Annotated in this window: 14 protein-coding genes and 1 riboswitch; of the genes, 11 read left to right on the plus strand and 3 right to left on the minus strand. The window is 37.0% G+C overall.

Annotated elements, in window-relative coordinates; all coding sequences use genetic code 11:
- Positions 1-11 precede the first annotated feature (11 nt).
- Positions 12-1,937, minus strand: a complete 1,926-nt coding sequence (locus tag JK139_RS15945) for a glycosyltransferase family 2 protein (protein ID WP_218331122.1) — start codon at positions 1,935-1,937, stop codon at positions 12-14.
- 104 nt (positions 1,938-2,041) lie between these two features.
- On the opposite strand from JK139_RS15945, the gene JK139_RS08930 reads away from it, so the two are divergent.
- The 4 genes from JK139_RS08930 to JK139_RS08945 all read left to right on the plus strand — a co-directional run bounded on the left by JK139_RS08930 (position 2,042) and on the right by JK139_RS08945 (position 6,924).
- A complete protein-coding gene (locus JK139_RS08930) occupies positions 2,042-2,821 on the plus strand; it encodes an inositol monophosphatase family protein (RefSeq protein ID WP_218331123.1) in 780 nt (259 codons plus the stop codon).
- Between the two features lie 18 nt (positions 2,822-2,839).
- Positions 2,840-3,871, plus strand: coding sequence for a thiamine-phosphate kinase (thiL, locus tag JK139_RS08935; protein WP_074421281.1), 1,032 nt, complete (start codon positions 2,840-2,842; stop codon positions 3,869-3,871).
- Entirely contained in the window at positions 3,864-5,378 is a 1,515-nt protein-coding gene (locus JK139_RS08940) for a S41 family peptidase (RefSeq protein ID WP_218331124.1), read from the plus strand. Before thiL ends, JK139_RS08940 begins: the two co-directional genes overlap by 8 nt.
- Before the next feature lie 316 nt (positions 5,379-5,694).
- A complete protein-coding gene (locus JK139_RS08945; RefSeq protein WP_218331125.1) occupies positions 5,695-6,924 on the plus strand; it encodes an MFS transporter in 1,230 nt (409 codons plus the stop codon).
- A gap of 52 nt (positions 6,925-6,976) precedes the next feature.
- Here the strand turns inward: JK139_RS08945 and JK139_RS08950 are convergent, their stop codons facing one another.
- Positions 6,977-9,520, minus strand: a complete 2,544-nt coding sequence (locus JK139_RS08950; protein WP_218331126.1) for a helix-turn-helix domain-containing protein — start codon at positions 9,518-9,520, stop codon at positions 6,977-6,979.
- A 646-nt stretch (positions 9,521-10,166) separates the two neighbouring features.
- A complete protein-coding gene (locus JK139_RS08955) occupies positions 10,167-10,517 on the minus strand; it encodes a single-stranded DNA-binding protein (RefSeq protein WP_074418216.1) in 351 nt (116 codons plus the stop codon).
- Between the two features lie 216 nt (positions 10,518-10,733).
- On the opposite strand from JK139_RS08955, the gene JK139_RS08960 reads away from it, so the two are divergent.
- The 7 genes from JK139_RS08960 to thiH all read left to right on the plus strand — a co-directional run bounded on the left by JK139_RS08960 (position 10,734) and on the right by thiH (position 17,133).
- A complete protein-coding gene (locus JK139_RS08960; RefSeq protein ID WP_074418207.1) occupies positions 10,734-11,114 on the plus strand; it encodes a hypothetical protein in 381 nt (126 codons plus the stop codon).
- Positions 11,115-11,555: 441 nt separating this feature from the next.
- Positions 11,556-11,646: riboswitch (TPP riboswitch) on the plus strand.
- 67 nt (positions 11,647-11,713) lie between these two features.
- Entirely contained in the window at positions 11,714-11,917 is a 204-nt protein-coding gene (gene thiS, locus JK139_RS08965) for a sulfur carrier protein ThiS (protein ID WP_068243955.1), read from the plus strand.
- Positions 11,918-11,956: 39 nt separating this feature from the next.
- Entirely contained in the window at positions 11,957-13,822 is a 1,866-nt protein-coding gene (gene thiC / locus JK139_RS08970) for a phosphomethylpyrimidine synthase ThiC (RefSeq protein WP_074419447.1), read from the plus strand.
- A 2-nt stretch (positions 13,823-13,824) separates the two neighbouring features.
- Entirely contained in the window at positions 13,825-14,592 is a 768-nt protein-coding gene (locus JK139_RS08975; RefSeq protein ID WP_074418215.1) for a hydroxymethylpyrimidine/phosphomethylpyrimidine kinase, read from the plus strand.
- A complete protein-coding gene (locus JK139_RS08980; protein WP_143439140.1) occupies positions 14,589-15,221 on the plus strand; it encodes a thiamine phosphate synthase in 633 nt (210 codons plus the stop codon). Before JK139_RS08975 ends, JK139_RS08980 begins: the two co-directional genes overlap by 4 nt.
- 20 nt (positions 15,222-15,241) lie before the next feature.
- A complete protein-coding gene (locus tag JK139_RS08985) occupies positions 15,242-16,018 on the plus strand; it encodes a thiazole synthase (RefSeq protein WP_068243963.1) in 777 nt (258 codons plus the stop codon).
- Between the two features lie 11 nt (positions 16,019-16,029).
- Positions 16,030-17,133: a 2-iminoacetate synthase ThiH gene (gene thiH / locus JK139_RS08990; RefSeq protein WP_074418214.1), complete on the plus strand. Its 1,104-nt coding sequence runs from the start codon at positions 16,030-16,032 to the stop codon at positions 17,131-17,133.
- Positions 17,134-17,137: the final 4 nt, after the last annotated feature.

The raw sequence follows: 17,137 nt of genomic DNA on the forward strand, positions 1-17,137 counted from the left end.
TATGCTGTAAGTTAAGTATTTTTGAACAGTGCATTCAGGTGCTGAAACATAAAGATAATATCATTTGGCCATTCATATTGCTGGGCATAGACTTCATCTGTTTTTTGTATCAGGGTTAATGGCAAAGTTAGGGATTGACTGTTATTTCTGCCAAGTGTATTTATTACACCGGGTTTAAGCAGCGGCAGGCTGTTTGGTGTAGAGGCATATCCAATCCAGGTTTTTTTACCGATGAATACCAGCCATGCATTATGCAGTAAACTCAGACCCTGAGCACCTTTTAGTAAAATTAATATGCTGATACAAAAACAAGAAAAGGCAAACATAATATCCATACCTCGCTTCATTCTTTTTTGAGCGGGGAGGGCAATGTTATATTTTTTTTCAGATAAAAAAACAGCGCCTTTTTCTTTCCTGGTATCGCTGCCAATCATGGCATTGGCGCTTTTGTTGAAAAAGCGAAAGTAAAACCGCCCCGGCATGCTTTGCATCTGTTGCAGAATTAATTGAATGGGCAACCCATGACCCCAGCCAAAAATGAGGGTAGCTGCAGGCAGATATGCCCAGTCAGCTGCATCAGAACTTGCTATTTCCTGTGGTGTAAAAATTGCCAAAACGGAAGGGTGATGGGTAGATGAATTTAAAAATTGCTGTAAAGCGGGTTTTGTATCCGGCGAACAGAGGGCAATAGCCGAATTGCTTATTGAACCGGTCACCGAAATCCATTTGAGTTCTTGCAACAGCCTTCGGAACAAAAGAATAAATAATAAACCAATAAAACCTGACAGCACCACTACGCCTCTTGAAAAACGAATCTGCTCGGGCAATAAGGCATACAATGCTAAAAGTATCAGTATTGCCAATACCCCCGAACTTAAAGTTTGTGCAGGTTTATAAACGCCATCATACAACCCACCCATCCATAAAATACCTGCAAAAACAAATGCATACAATATTACAGCATAAGGCACAAAAAATGTGTGAAAGGGGATACCGTTATGAAAGGCATTTTTCCAAAAATAGAGGGCAGTAATATTGGCTGCTATCAACAATATAATATCAAAAAATACTATAGTATATTGGCGCAATTGTTTTACAATGATTGAGAAAATAGCGCTGCCAATAATTGCTATTTGCAGCAATACTGCCATCAATACCGCACGACTACCCCTATAATGCTTTTTTACAAATACTTGCATGGCTCCATAAAATTGCTGCACATGCTGCAGATAATCAGTTGGTTTGCTTTCGCCTTTAAAATGCAGAATGGTAACTTTTCCAAAATAATAATTATGAAATCCTACCTGTTCAATTCTATAACTTAAATCAATATCTTCCCCATACATAAAAAATTGTTCATCAAAACCACCGGTTGTGTCTAATACTTTTTTTGGAATGAACATGCAGGCACCCGATAAAACCGGTACGCGATGCAGTTCATTTTCCGGAAGATGGCCAAGTGCATAATAGTTAAAAAAGGACGATTTTGGGAAAATGGCTGCCAGACCACACAACTTAAACAGGGCATAGAGGGGCGATGGAAATGAACGTTTGCTTTCGGGTAAAAAATAACCGGCGCCATCAATCATTTTTACGCCTACAGCCCCGCAATTCGTTTGGCGTGATACAAAAGTCAATATTTCTTTAAAAAAATTTTCCGGCAACAAAGTATCAGGATTCAAAAAAAGGATAAATTCTCCGGAAGCTGCTGCCAGGCCTTTGTTATTGGCCTTGGCAAATCCTTCATTTTCGGTATTCGCCATCCAGTGTACATGCGGAATCTGTGGTTGTAGATCGGCAACCGTATCATCGGTTGAAGCATTGTCCACCACAATAATTTCTCCTTCAATACCCTGCAAAGCATTGTGAACAGAAAGCAGGCATTGTGCTAAAAAATAACGAACATTATAACTAACTATAATAACAGAGATGGTCATATATCAGCTAAACAGGATACACCCGTTATGTAAAAATAGGGTTTCGGGGCGTCCCCACCTGAATATGCCACAAAAATGAATGCAGGGAAGGTTATCTTTGTTGCATGTTAAAAGAAACACTTCTTCAAGCAGCACAGGCAGGTGCACGAGTTATGAAAATGTATTTTGAGCAACATTTTTCCGTTGCCTTTAAAAGTGAAGGGATGAATAATCTGGTAACGGAAGTAGATACCAAGAGTGAAGTGGCCATTATTGATGTTATTAAAAATGCGCATCCCATGCATGCTATTTTAAGTGAAGAAGCGGGCGCTTTGGTGCAAGACTCAAACTATAAATGGATAATTGACCCCATTGATGGCACTATTAATTATGCCAACGGCATACCTATTTGCTGTATAAGTATTGCCATTGAAAAAGAAGGTGAGATGATTTTAGGTGCTGTGCTGAACCCCTTTATGAATGAATTATTTGTTGCAGAAAAAGGAGAAGGTGCCACCTTAAACGGCAAAAAAATTCAAGTAAGTACTAAAGCAGCATTGTTAAACAGTTGTCTGGTTACCGGCTTTCCGTATAGTTATATAGACACCCCCAATGGTCCTATTCAGGTTTTTGAAAAATTAATACGCAAGGGGGTTCCCGTTAGAAGACTGGGTAGTGCCGCTATTGATTTGTGTTGGGTGGCTGCGGGTCGGTTTGATGGGTTTTATGAACACAAACTCAATGCATGGGATAGTGCAGCAGGATTTTTAATGGTGGAAGAAGCTGGCGGTAAGGTTACTGACTTTGCTGGCAACCCCTACAGTCCATACCAGCCCCATATTATAGCTACCAATGGTGTTATACACGAGGCATTGCAACAAGTAGTAAACGGTGGCACTTTATAAAAATGAATAAAAAATTATATGGAAAACAGAACTGAAATTTCGGAGTTAGGAGAATTTGGCCTGATAGAACATTTAACCAAAAATTTTGAGATTCAAAATGCATCTACCATTGTGGGTGTTGGAGATGATGCTGCCGTGATTGATCATTTCGGAAAACAAACGGTTATTACAACCGATTTGTTATTAGATGGCGTACATTTTGATTTAATGTATACCCCATTAAAACATTTGGGGTATAAAAGTATTGTAGTAAACCTGAGTGATATTTATGCCATGAATGCACAGCCTACACAGGTTACCGTAAGTATTGGAATCAGCAATCGTTTTAGTGTGGAAGCATTGAACGAATTGTATGAAGGCATTTATGCAGCCTGCGAAAAATATGGGGTTGATTTAGTAGGCGGCGACACTTCTACTTCTAAAAAAGGAATGGTAATATCTGTTACCGCCATAGGTGAAGTTGCGCCTGATAAATTTGTAAAAAGAAGTACCGCTCAAAAAGGCGATTTAATTTGTGTGAGTGGCGATTTAGGTGGCGCTTTCTTAGGCCTTACCCTCATGGAAAGAGAAAAGCGGATTTTTTTAGAAAACCCTAATATTCAGCCCAATTTAGAAGGCGAAGATTATATCGTGGGGCGTTTATTAAAGCCTGATGCTCGCCGAGATATCATCACTTTCTTTGAAAAAAATAATATAACACCCACTTCCATGATGGATGTTAGCGATGGGTTGAGTAGCGAGATTTTGCATTTATGCAAACAAAGCAATCTCGGCTGCAGGTTGTATGAAGATAAATTACCGATCAATGAACTTTCCCGTGCAGCTGCCTTTAAATTTGGTTTAGACCCAACGGTTTGTGCACTGAATGGTGGAGAAGATTATGAACTGGTATTTACGCTGAAGCAAGAAGATTACGAAGCCATTACCATTAATGAAGAAATTGCTGTAGTGGGTTATATGACCGGACCCGAAGAGGGAAAGAAAATGATTAGCCGCGGAGGAAATTTATTTGATATTACAGCACAGGGATGGAATGCTTTTCATGGGTAAGCAAGGCTACATAAAAAAAGAGATACCGCTCAAGCGCAAAATACCATTGTATGGTCTGCTGTTGATTGTATTACTACAAGGCTGTTCCGTTAGTAAGTATGTTCCCCAACAAAAAATACCTCCGCAACGTTTACAAAAAGATGTGGCTATTTTAAAAAAAACGTTGCAACAAAACCATCCGGGATTATATTGGTATGCCGATAAAACTAATATTGATGCAGCTTTTACAGCATTGCAACAATCGGTAATCGATTCATTAACCGAGCTGGCTTTTCATAACAAAGTGGCACAAATGGTAGCTACCATTGAATGTGGCCATACGGCAGTAAGATTTTCTAAACTATATATTCATTATTTGATGAACAACCGGTTCCCGATGTTTCCACTCTATTTGTATAATTGGAAAAATCATTTGTATGTATTTAAAAATATGCATGCAAAAGATACAATGCTCATTAAAGGCATGGAGGTATTGACCATCAATCAATTTTCGGCTGCACAAATTATCGACTCCCTTTATCAGTTCATCAGTGCCGATGCCAATAATCCATATTTTAAAGCACAGGTAATCAGCAACAATTTTCCAGCTTGGTATCGGTTGGTATTTGGTTTAGATAGTACCTATCAATTACAATATATTGATACCTCCGGAGCAAAAAAAACGGTATGCCTCAAAAATTATGTTCCTGAAAAAGATACAAGTGCGCTTCATGCTACTACCATAAGAAGCAATAAGGCCTATCCGTTACCTGCTAAAAAAATATCTGCATTGCAATTAAAACGTTCTTTGCAAATAGATACCCTGCATCGCTTTGCTTATATGTATGTAAGCAGTTTTAGCGGTGGCAGGTTAAGGAGGTTTTTCCGCAAATCTTTTCGCACCATAAAACAACAAAAAATTACTCATTTAATAGTTGATGTAAGGGGTAATGGAGGTGGTAATGTTAATAAATCGGTTTTGCTTACCAAATATTTAATTCGGCAGCCTTTTAAAGTGGCCGACACAGCAGTATCCTTGCACAAAACCATGTGGGATAAGCGTTACATTCTTCCTTGGTGGTTGTATTGGTTTCCCATGCAATGGGGTTCAGTAAAAGGGGCAGATAGGTTGTTTCATGCAAAAAGGATTGAAACCCATATTTATCGTCCTAAATTAAAAAAACATTTTAACGGTCATATCTTTTTGTTGCAAGATGGCTACACATTTTCTGCAGCCGCTATGTTTACCGGCAGTTTAAAGGGGCAGCCGAATGTACAAATTGCTGGAACACCTTCGGGAGGTGCGTATTATGGCAACAATGCACTGTTTTTACCTCATCTCAAATTACCCAATTCTAAACTACGCATTACATTGCCCATGTATCGGGTAGTATTAGATAGTGCAAGGCCTAAAAATGGCAAGGGCGTTTTGCCCGATATGTGGGTGCAGCCGCAGCAACGTAACCATTTAACCCTACCGCCCAATGCTTTACAACAGGTAATATTCAAAATAGTACAAAACAAGTAAACAAGTCTAACATTTCTTTTAGCACCCTCATGCTTTTTTGCAGAAATTTCATCTGATTTTTAGCTTTTTGTTTATTCAGAACATGCAAAACTCATAATTTTTTATTATATTGTGAACATGCCCAAAAACCCTACGTTACGATAACATTTTATCACTGTCTTGTGTTAACATTTGTTGAATTGTATTAAATGTTGCAAGCATGTTTTTGAATAAAGAAATTTTAATAAAGAAAAGGCTGGAATTAAGAATAGAGCGTGTTTTGATGTATTTACAGGAACCACGGCGATAGGTTGTGCAATAGTATTATGGGTATGCATTGGTTGGAATTATAGCTGCCGGATTAATTCCTATTTTATTGCCATTAATGGTGGCCGATTTATCGCATCAGGTAAGTTGGGTGGGAATTGTTTTGAGTGCTAATAATTTGGGGTTATTGTGTTCATTTATTTGGGGCCGACTGGCAGATAAGTATCAAATGCACCGATTGCTGTTTTTTTCGGGAATAGCGGTGTTAATGCTGGTAGGTTTTTGTATTACTTATTTTAATGCATTATGGATATGGATGCTGTTGGCATTTTTGGCAGGCGCCTCTGTTGATGCCACCACTACAGTTGCTACTCTTTTTGTGGTTGAGTTTAATCCACAGAAAGAATGGGAGCCTCGTATTGTCTGGTTGCAAACATTTTATGGGATAGGTCAGGTAACCGGCCTGTTAATGGCCAGTGCGTTTGTAGTGAATATACAGGTTGGGTTTATTGCTGCTGCCATCATATTAATACCGGCATTGCTGATTGTTAGAAAAAGTATTCCAAAACAACAAATGCCGCATATTGCATTAACTGGATTGAAAGAGAAATTACTGAAAATAACGGATATACATTTTCTCGGATTTTTTGCCAGAATAGAAATGTATAGCAACACGTTGCATTTTTCTTTTATAAAAATTTACGAAACGGTGGGCTCAATAAAAAGCAAAACAACCACTCCCTTTGGTTGCTTTATGGTTTCCTGGTTTTTATTGTGTTTCGGTATTTCTTCCTTCTTTGCTTATTTGCCGGTAACCTTAAAAAATGCGTATGCGGTATCTTCTTCATTAACCTCTTTTATTTATGGCTTGTTTTCTGCAGCCGCCATTATTTTATATACTTATGGCGGAAAGCTTTCTGCAAAATGGGGCAGCAATAAAGTTTACAGGGCAGCTTTGTTATTGCGTTTTGCAGGTTTTATGATGTTGTTTGGCACTTTTTTCCTTCCTTTTGGAAAAGAATGTGTGGCAATTCCCGGGTTTATTTTATTGGTAATTACCTGGCCATTAATCAGTATTTCGGGTACTGATTTGGTAGTAAAACTTTCTCCCTATAATAAAGACGCTACCATGGGCTTATTCAATGCAATTTTGGCCATTGCTTTTGTTTTGGGAAGCTTTGTAAGTGCGCCTTTGCAACACTATTTGGGATATGCATCACTTTCAGGTATTGGCATACTTAGTCTTGGTATTTCTTATTTAGTGGTAATAAAGGAAAATGTTACGCAGCAAAGCGAATGAATGTAATATAATAAATTAGCGGAAAGAACCCGAACACATTTTCCCGGTTGCATTATTTTGTAATAATTGTATTTTGTTTTTCTAAAAAAATTTTCCAGGAAATGGCCATTCTAATATCGGCATAACTAATGTCAGCAACAACATTCTGCTTTATGAATGTTATGCCTTTTGCTATAGTATCATTTGTTAACAGAGGCAATATGGAATTGAGTTTTTTTTCGGGAAGAAAATCTGTAACCTTTAATTTTCCTTCTGCAACATAGTGCGATAAATGATTTTGGATGGTTTGTACCGTTAATTGCCGCTCTTCAGCAATGAAGGCTATACTTTTGCCGGATTGGTATAGTTGGAAACTGATGAGTTTTGTGTCAGGCTTTACTACTTTGTCTGATTTTTCTTTTCTTTCTTTTTTCACTTTTATTTGATCCATCAACGAAGGCAAATCATGTTCATTGCAATAGCGTTGAATAATATCTAAAAAAATCATGCCATACTGAGCGGTTTTAACGGTACCAAACCCGCTTATTTTTTTTAAATCGTTCAATGTTTGTGGAAGGTATTGCGCCATTTCATATAAACTATTACTGCCTGCAACCATATAAATGGGCAGATTTTTGCTTTCGCAAAGGCTATCGCGTTGTGCTTTTAATAATTTAAACAATGCTGCATTCGGAACCGGTTTATTGGTGGTTTGTATTGCGGTTGCATATGCATTTACGGAAAAGAAGGGCATTGTATACGCTTTTTTCTTCTGCAAAAAAACATCCACATAAAAACCATTGTTGCATAATTGCAATTGGTATTGTTGTTTTGCTAATTGTGTATACAATTCCTTGATTAAATCATTGAAATGTAAAGCCTGCAATTTACTGTCTGTACTTACTGGTGAGATTTTTAAAAATTCTAACAGGGTTTGTATTTCTTTATCAAAATAAAGAGCGGCCTGCTGTATTCTTAGTTGTAAGGCTGGTATTGCCTCCGGCAGTTCATCTTCCTGAAACAATTGAATTAATTGCGGATGAAATTTTTTTCCTACTTCAATTAGTGCATCAATTTTTTCTGAAATTTTTTGTACAAAGTCTATTGCAGTATCATTAAAGGCAGTTTGTTGTTCTGTAATAAGTGTTTTTAAAGCAGCACACAGGTTAGTAACAGTTTCAAAATTAAATAATGCAATAATTGTTTTTTGTTGAAATAACTTTTTTGATTGCTGTAAAGTGTAAGGCAAAGCTTCTGTTTTGCAACCTGCTGCAAAATTTACAATGCGTTGATCGGTATGTAAACTCTGTGCTGAAATCTTGCTATGAAGTACTACTCCCTGCAAACTGGTACATCGGCTTAGTGCTACATATACCTGTCCGGGTGCGAAAGCAGCGCCGGCATCAATAATGGCTTTTTCAAAAGTAAGGCCCTGACTTTTATGAATAGTGATGGCCCAGGCCAAACGCAGCGGATACTGTGTAAATGCGCCCACTACCTCTTCTTCAATTTGTTGTTTTTGTGCATTGTGTGCATATCGAACATGTTCCCAACGGTATTTTTTCACTTCAATTAAATCGGGTTCGTTGGCACAACGAACAAATATTTTATCTTCTTCCATTTTATCAATTATCCCAATTTTACCGTTGAAATAACGTTTGGCTTTATCCGCATCGTTTTTAATAAACATTACCTGTGCCCCTACCTTTAATTGCAATGCAACATCGGCAGGATAATTTTTTTCCGGAAAATCCTGTTCAATGCTGGCATGAAAGGTATGTAAGGGTTTGGTTAGCTTTTTTAATTGTTGCGCATTAATATGGTCTGCTTTTTCGTTGTGGGTGGTTAACATGATGTACCCGTCTGCATCTGCACTCTGAAAATCGGGCCGATAATGTTGGTGCAACAAGGTATAACCGTTATCGCTTAAGCAATTGTTGCGAATTTGATTCAATATTTCAATAAAATCAGCATCTTTTTGCCGGTATATTTTATCTAATTCAATATAAGCTGGTGGTGCTGCCTGTATAACCCGGCTGCTGAAAAAATAAGGGCTATCATAGTATTCCGATAAAATTTGCCACTCTTCCTGTTTGGCAACAGGCGGCAGTTGATACATATCACCAATCAACAAAACCTGAACACCGCCAAAAGGCTCGAAATGACGTTTTCTAAAATGGCGCAACACAGTATCTATAGCATCCAGCACATCAGCCCGAACCATACTAATTTCATCAATAATCAGTAGTTCCAGCTCATTAAAAATTCTTCTTCTTTCTGTATTTATTTTTATTCGGCCCAATAAATAATGCCGGTCCATCAATTCGGGCGATGCGTTTTTGACATTTGATTGAAAATAATTTTTTGTATTGGTTTCCGGGATAAATGGACTGAATGGCAATTGAAAAAAAGAATGGATAGTAACGCCGCCGGCATTGATTGCAGCAACACCCGTGGGTGCAACAATGGCTAATTGTTTAAGCGATTGTTCTTTTATATATTTTAAAAATGTGGTTTTACCAGTACCTGCTTTTCCGGTTAAAAAAACAGAACGTTGGGTATATTGAATAAAATCACTTGCTAATTGAAAGGCTTTGTTGGAAGTATCTGTTACCATGAGGGATTAAAGATAATTGGATACAATTTGTTTTCAAAAACAGATGGTTGCAAAACCTTTTCCGGCATTTTTATAAATGAGCGGATAAAGGGATGGATTATTTTTCTTTTCGTTTCAAATGAATGATTGTTTCAAGTGTATTTACAGAAAATTTGTAATTTTTAAAAAACCTACCCGGCACTATTGCAGCAAGCCTTTATTCGGGTAACATTTTTTAAAAAAAACTGCAATTTAATGTACAGTTAAACAAGGGTTAACGTTTAAAATTACAAACAAATTAGCAGTTGCTTTTCTCTTACATCATTCCATTTATTGGTAACCAATTTTTGGCAACCAAATATCTGCTGTAATCATACAATTGCTGAATTCTGTTATTTTTCCAGCTCAAGCTTTATAAAAAATAATACCACATAATACTACAGCGTAACAATCAATCTCAATTATCCTCCTTTGCAATCCGCTTTAGTTTAATTGCATAAAAATCTGAATTATGTTATACTAACCATGGCAAACCATTAGCATAAAGTAAACAAAACAATAGTTGTAAGGATTTGCTGAACATATACTCTGTTGTTTAACCGGGTAAGTACAGGGAAGGTATATTCTATCGCCCTTCCCTGCTTGTATTGCATACCCGATGTTTGCATTAAGCCTTAACCCCCTGCTTTTCCCCTAACATTAATATTTCGTTTACCTGCACTTCGGTAATGTATTTTTTATTACCCGCTTTGTCGTTATAAGAACGGGAAACCAATTTGCCTTCCAATGCCACCTCACTCCCTTTTTGTAAATATTTCTCGGCAATTTCGGCCACCTTACCCCAGGCAACAATATTGTGCCATTGCGTTTCAGCAATTTTTTCGCCTTTTGCATTGCGATAGGTTTCGCTGGTGGCTACACTAAAACGAGCCATTTTTTTGCCCCCATCTAAATTTTTAATTTCTGGAGCATTACCTAAGTTTCCGATTAACTGAACTTTGTTTTTTAAAGCGTACATAGTTTTACAATTTGTGCTGTATTGGTTTGAACAGCGATGATGAATTTTGTTTATTTCAATTAAAGCCGGCGACGTCATTCCCGCTTCAACAACACAAAATTGCAACGGTTCAAAAACAGGAGTCGGTTTTTAATTATTTCTAATCGTATATAAATGTGTTTAAACGTTTGCACACAGATAAATATTTACTATATTGTAGTTTAAAACCCTTTGCTGATGTCGTTATCCACTCCCATAAAAACCTGTTTGTGTTGTGGTAAGCCTGTGAAAGGCCGGGCCGACAAAAAATTTTGCGATGATGCCTGTCGTAATACTTACAACAACGAACTCAAAGCCAAAAGCCATTACAGCAGTTATGTGCGCAGCATTAATAACAGCCTGATTAAAAACAGGAAAATATTGGAAGAATTACTACCCCAAGCATTGGGTATGATAAAACTGCCGCAGGAAAAATTGGTACAAAAAGGATTTTCTTTCACATACCACACCCATACCTATACCAACAAAAAGGGCGATACCTATTTTTTCTGTTATGATTATGGCTATCTGCCATTAGAAAACAATTGGTATTTATTGGTAAAAAGAAAAGAGGCATAGTGGGGGCTACTCCTTTAATGGAGGTGGGTGGTTGTTGCCTCGATATAATAAAGAAAAGTGGACGCTACCTCTTTTTATACAATACACATTTGATCCGGTGTGCGGTTGGGCTAATTCCGAAGCATTGTTGGGTAAAGATACACTAAGCATACTTGTGTTCAGAAAAGGCTATGTAAATGAAAAGGGGCTTTTTGTAATTGTACAAGGAGCAGGAAGCCTCTGGTAGTAGGCGCTTATAAAACTATGCTATGCTATTGTTAACCAAGCAAAATAGCATTAGTTATTTTTTATAGAACTATCTAATACAATTGGGGTGTGATTCAAAAAAATAATTTTTGGAATAAGCTACTATAATTTATATGTAGTAAAAATTAATTTGCGATTTTTTAATCTGCAGTTTAAAATTTTAATTCTTTTTTATTGTTAGAATACACTACTTTTGAAATGCTTTAGGGGTGCCGAAATACGGCTGAGATGATACCCTTTACCTGATCAGGATAATGCCTGCGTAGGGAAAAGTAAATACTTCTTTTTTTGCTGCTTTTTTGTATTTCCTAAAGTTTATTGGTTCTTTTTTATTTCACCATTATTAATGGTATATGACTATTCATTTAAATGAGGCTCAGATAGAATTATCTGAAGGCCAAACTATTACAGCGCTACTAGATAAACTTGCAATTACTTCATACAATGGAATTGCAGTGGCAGTTAACAATACTGTTATTCAAAAAAAAGACTGGGACGAGTATCAATTACAACCAAATGATAAGCTTGTTTTGATTCGGGCTTCGCAGGGAGGATAATTTAATTATTTAATACTTTTATTCAACACAATTATAAATATGAATAAGGATAAAGAAACGAAAGCTGAAAGCGATCTGATTATAACAACTCCAATAAGTGGTTCAAAAAAAATTTATGTACCGGGTAAGTTGTTTAATATTCAAGTAGCTATGCGGGAAATTCAATTGGGCGATACAATTCATTCCTCATTGGGAAAGGAAGAAGTATTGTCTAATGCACCTGTAACAGTTTATGATACCAGCGGCCCTTATACCGATTCTGCAATAGAAATTGATATAAGAAAGGGATTACCCCGTATAAGAGAATCATGGATCACTGAACGCGGTGATGTAGAGTTATTAAACGATTTCTCATCGGAATATAGTAGACAGCGATTAAATAATCCGGATCTGAAAAGTCTGCAATTTCAACATATTCGAAAACCATATAAAGCAAAGGCATGCAGGAATGTAACCCAATTACATTATGCACGAAAAGGTATTATTACTCCAGAAATGGAATACATAGCAATTCGTGAAAACCAGCAAATAGAGGAAAGGCAAAATAATCCATTGCTTGATCAACAACATGCAGGTAATAGTTTTGGTGCAGGAATGCCAATAAAAAAAATAACGCCTGAATTTGTTAGAGATGAGGTGGCAGCTGGCAGAGCTATTATACCTGCCAATATTAACCATCCTGAAAGTGAACCGATGATAATAGGCCGTAATTTTTTAGTTAAAATAAATACCAATATTGGTAATTCTGCTGTTACTTCTTCTATTGAAGAGGAGGTAGATAAAGCAGTATGGAGTTGCCGCTGGGGAGGCGATACTTTAATGGATTTATCAACCGGAAAGAATATTCATGAAACCAGAGAATGGATCATAAGAAACAGTCCGGTACCTGTAGGAACAGTACCAATTTATCAGGCATTAGAGAAAGTAAATGGTAAAGCAGAAGATTTAACCTGGGAAATTTTTAAAGATACATTGATTGAACAGGCAGAACAAGGGGTAGATTATTTTACAATTCATGCCGGGGTATTACTGCGTTATATTCCACTCACATCCAAAAGGTTAACCGGAATTGTTTCAAGAGGTGGTAGTATTATGGCAAAATGGTGTTTAGCACACCATAAAGAAAGTTTTCTTTACACACATTTTGAAGAAATCTGTGCTATTATGAAAGCTTATGATGTAAGTTTTTCATTAGGAGATGGTTTGCGCCCCGGTTCTATTGCCGATGCAAATGATGCTGCACAATTTGCAGAATTAGAAACACTTGGCGAATTAACAAAAATTGCATGGAAACATGATGTACAAGTGATGATTGAAGGCCCCGGCCATGTACCAATGCACCTGATTAAAGAAAACATGGAAAAACAACTTAAAGAATGTAATGAAGCACCATTTTATACATTGGGCCCTTTAACAACTGATATTGCGCCGGGATATGATCATATTACTTCTGCAATTGGTGCTGCAATGATTGGATGGTATGGAACGGCCATGCTTTGCTATGTAACTCCAAAAGAACACCTTGGTTTACCAAACAAAAAAGATGTAAAAGATGGTGTAATTACATACAAAATTGCTGCACATGCGGCAGACCTGGCAAAGGGGCACCCCGGTGCACAATATCGTGACAATGCGTTAAGTAAAGCCAGATTTGAGTTTCGCTGGGAAGACCAATTTAATTTATCATTAGATCCCGATACTGCCCGTTCCTTTCATGATGAAACGCTGCCTGCTGATGGAGCTAAGATTGCACATTTCTGTTCTATGTGCGGTCCTCATTTCTGTTCCATGAAAATTACACAGGATATTAGAAATTTTAGCGAAGAACAGGAAAAGTTACAAATAAAAGGTATGGAAGAAAAATCAAAAGAATTTAAAGCAACAGGAGCAGAAATTTATAGATAAGCATGACAGCTACAAGACCTTATATACTAACAATTGCAGGATTTGATCCGAGTGGCGGAGCCGGCATTCTCTCTGATATAAAAACCATTGAAGCAAATGGTGGTTATGGATTGGGCGTTCTTTCTGCCAATACCTGGCAAAATGATATTGCTTTTGAAAAAGTTGAATGGGTTTCTTTAAAAGACATGCAAGCACAAATAAATATTTTAACAAGTAGGTTTAATTTTAAATATATTAAAATTGGCATAGTTCAAAATCTGGCTGCATTGTATGAGCTTCTGCTGTTTTTAAGAAAAAAAATTCCAGATGCTATTATTGTTTGGGACCCTATCATGAAAGCAAGTGCAGGATTTTTATTTCATAACTGTATTGAAAAAAAATTATTAGAAAACATTTTAAATTCAGTAAATGTTATAACGCCTAATCTTCCTGAAGCAGAAATTTTATTTGGCGCTCAATATCTCCAATTGTTTAATGAAATCAGTAAATCTTGTGCAGTTTATTTAAAGGGCGGTCATACAACCAATCAAGAAGCAGTTATAGATATGCTTTACTACAATAAAAACAGCTATCATTATAAACACGAACGATTACCTAAGGGAAGTAAACACGGCAGCGGTTGTGTTCTATCATCAGCACTCATAACTGCATTGGCAAATGGTTTGAAAATAGAACAAGCTGCCGAAACAGCTGCAAAATATACACATCATTTCCTTTCCAGTAGCAATTCACTTATCGGATATCACTATTTAAGCAAAATCAATATATGATTCAGCCCGTACAATTTATTGCCACTTCTGCCGAACAGGCTGCTGCTGCATGCAGTGGTGGTGTAAAATGGATACAACTTCGTTTAAAGCAGGTAGATTATGCTCATTACAAAACAATTGCCTTAGCTGTTCAAAAGGTATGTAAACAATATGAGGCTGTATTTATTATAGATGATAATGTGGAGCTGGCATTTGATATTAAAGCCGACGGTGTTCATATAGGCAAAGAAGATATGCCAATAACAGATGCTCGAAAATTATTAGGAAATGATTACATTATTGGTTGTACAGCAAACACACTGGGCGATATCATTAATTTAGCTGATAGTACTGCTAATTATATTGGATTAGGCCCTTTTCGATTTACCACTACAAAACAAAAACTCAGCCCAATACTTGGTATAGAAGGCTATAGAACTATTTTCAAAGAATTAAAAGCAAAGGGCATTAATGCGCCACCAGTAATTGGTATAGGAGGTATACAGGTTGAGGATATAGTTCCACTATTACAAACCGGATTGTATGGTATTGCGGTTGCAGGCGCTATTGCTAAAGAAAAGAATATGTTAAATGCAGCGCAAAGAATCATGCAGGAATGTCAGAAAATAATATCTGTAAATACATTTTGAACTATTAATATATAATTAAAATGAATGATTCATTAATAATAGCAGGAATGCCTTTTAATAGCAGGCTTTTAACGGGTACCGGAAAATTTGGAAATCATTTGCTCATGCAGGAGGCTTTATTGGCCTCGGGCTCCGAATTGGTAACGGTAGCGCTGAAAAGAATTGAAATTTTATCTGCCGACGAAGCAATTATACCCTATTTACAAAACAATCAGTTTCATTTAATTCCCAACACATCCGGTGTTCGAAATGCAAAAGAGGCTGTATTTGCTGCTCAGTTGGCACGTGAAGCGCTGGGAACAAACTGGCTTAAATTAGAAATTCATCCTGATCCAAAATATTTATTACCCGATCCCATAGAAACATTATTAGCAGCAGAAGAACTGGTGAAGTTGGGATTTATTGTTTTGCCTTATATACATGCCGATCCGGTATTGTGTAAGCGATTGGAAGACGTGGGCGTTGCTGCGGTAATGCCATTAGGTGCACCTATTGGCAGTAATAAAGGACTTTTAACCAAAGATTTTTTATCAATTATCATTGAACAAAGCAAAGTGCCTGTTATTGTTGATGCCGGAATTGGTTCGCCCAGTCATGCTGCAGCAGCCATGGAAATGGGGGCCGCAGCTGTACTAGTGAACACTGCAATTGCAGTAGCAGAAAATCCGGTAGCAATGGGCGCTGCATTTAAAAAAGCTGTAGAGGCTGGCAGAATGGCTTATTTGGCCGGACTGGCAGCAGAAAGCAGTATAGCAGAAGCAAGTAGTCCGTTTACACAATTTTTAGCTGCTTTATAAAAAATAAAATCATGTTTCAGGAACAATATAATTTACTAAACTGGGATGCATTAAAAGAAAGCATTTATAGTAAAACAGCTGTTGATGTTGAAGTTGCTTTACATAAATCTAAACGCAATTTAGAAGATTTTAAAGCATTGATTTCTCCCGCGGCACTCCCATATCTTCAACAGATGGCAGTACTAAGCCACAAATTAACGCAAAAACGTTTTGGTAAAACACTACAGTTATATATACCATTGTATTTATCAAATGAATGCCAAAATATTTGCACCTATTGTGGGTTTAGTTATAATAATAAGCTGGCAAGAAAAACGTTAACCCCAAATGAGTTGATGCAGGAAGCAATGTATTTAAAAGAACAGGGTTTTGAGCATATCTTGTTGGTTACCGGCGAAGCCAATAAAACAGTGGGAGTTCCTTATATTCAACAAGCAATTACTTTACTAAAACCGCATTTTGCCAATATTTCTATTGAAGTGCAACCTATGGATGAAAATGACTATGCCACTTTAATTGCAGCAGGCCTTCATACAGTACTTGTTTATCAGGAAACCTATCATAAAGCAGATTATCACCTACATCATACAAAAGGGAAAAAGTCAAATTTCGATTACAGGCTGGGAACACCCGATAGACTGGGTAAGGCCGGTATTCATAAAATTGGTTTAGGCGTATTAATTGGATTGGAAGACTGGCGAACAGATAATTTGTTTACTGCTATACATTTAAGCTATCTCGAAAAAACTTACTGGAAAACGAAATATAGTATTTCTTTTCCCCGATTAAGGCCAGCAGAAGGTTTAATAGAACCGAAAGTTGTAATGAGTGATAAAGAATTGGTACAGCTAATTTGTGCCTGGCGTATTTTTAATGAAGAGGTAGAGTTGTCTATATCAACCCGTGAAAATGAATATTTTAGAGATAATATCATTCAGCTTGGTATTACCAGTATTAGTGCAGGTTCTAAAACAAATCCAGGTGGGTATGTTACTTCAATAGAATCTTTAGAGCAATTTGAAATAGATGACAGCCGCACACCGGCAGAAATTGTAGCAATGATAAAAAGAAAAGGGTATCAACCGGTATGGAAAGACTGGGAGTCCTTTGTGTAGAAAA

The organism is Hydrotalea lipotrueae, assembly GCF_019249625.1.
Lineage (GTDB): Bacteria > Bacteroidota > Bacteroidia > Chitinophagales > Chitinophagaceae > Hydrotalea > Hydrotalea flava.

What these genes read in the sequence shown, in the direction of transcription:
- thiC (WP_074419447.1), top strand. Translation starts at nt 11,957, where the DNA reads ATGAATAAGGATAAAGAAACGAAAGCTGAAAGCGATCTGATTATAACA.
- thiS (WP_068243955.1), top strand. Translation starts at nt 11,714, where the DNA reads ATGACTATTCATTTAAATGAGGCTCAGATAGAATTATCTGAAGGCCAA.
- thiH (WP_074418214.1), top strand. Translation starts at nt 16,030, where the DNA reads ATGTTTCAGGAACAATATAATTTACTAAACTGGGATGCATTAAAAGAA.
- JK139_RS08940 (WP_218331124.1), top strand. Translation starts at nt 3,864, where the DNA reads ATGGGTAAGCAAGGCTACATAAAAAAAGAGATACCGCTCAAGCGCAAA.
- thiL (WP_074421281.1), top strand. Translation starts at nt 2,840, where the DNA reads ATGGAAAACAGAACTGAAATTTCGGAGTTAGGAGAATTTGGCCTGATA.
- JK139_RS08960 (WP_074418207.1), top strand. Translation starts at nt 10,734, where the DNA reads ATGTCGTTATCCACTCCCATAAAAACCTGTTTGTGTTGTGGTAAGCCT.
- JK139_RS08985 (WP_068243963.1), top strand. Translation starts at nt 15,242, where the DNA reads ATGAATGATTCATTAATAATAGCAGGAATGCCTTTTAATAGCAGGCTT.
- JK139_RS08980 (WP_143439140.1), top strand. Translation starts at nt 14,589, where the DNA reads ATGATTCAGCCCGTACAATTTATTGCCACTTCTGCCGAACAGGCTGCT.
- JK139_RS08955 (WP_074418216.1), bottom strand. Translation starts at nt 10,517, where the DNA reads ATGTACGCTTTAAAAAACAAAGTTCAGTTAATCGGAAACTTAGGTAAT.
- JK139_RS15945 (WP_218331122.1), bottom strand. Translation starts at nt 1,937, where the DNA reads ATGACCATCTCTGTTATTATAGTTAGTTATAATGTTCGTTATTTTTTA.
- JK139_RS08950 (WP_218331126.1), bottom strand. Translation starts at nt 9,520, where the DNA reads ATGGTAACAGATACTTCCAACAAAGCCTTTCAATTAGCAAGTGATTTT.
- JK139_RS08975 (WP_074418215.1), top strand. Translation starts at nt 13,825, where the DNA reads ATGACAGCTACAAGACCTTATATACTAACAATTGCAGGATTTGATCCG.
- JK139_RS08930 (WP_218331123.1), top strand. Translation starts at nt 2,042, where the DNA reads ATGTTAAAAGAAACACTTCTTCAAGCAGCACAGGCAGGTGCACGAGTT.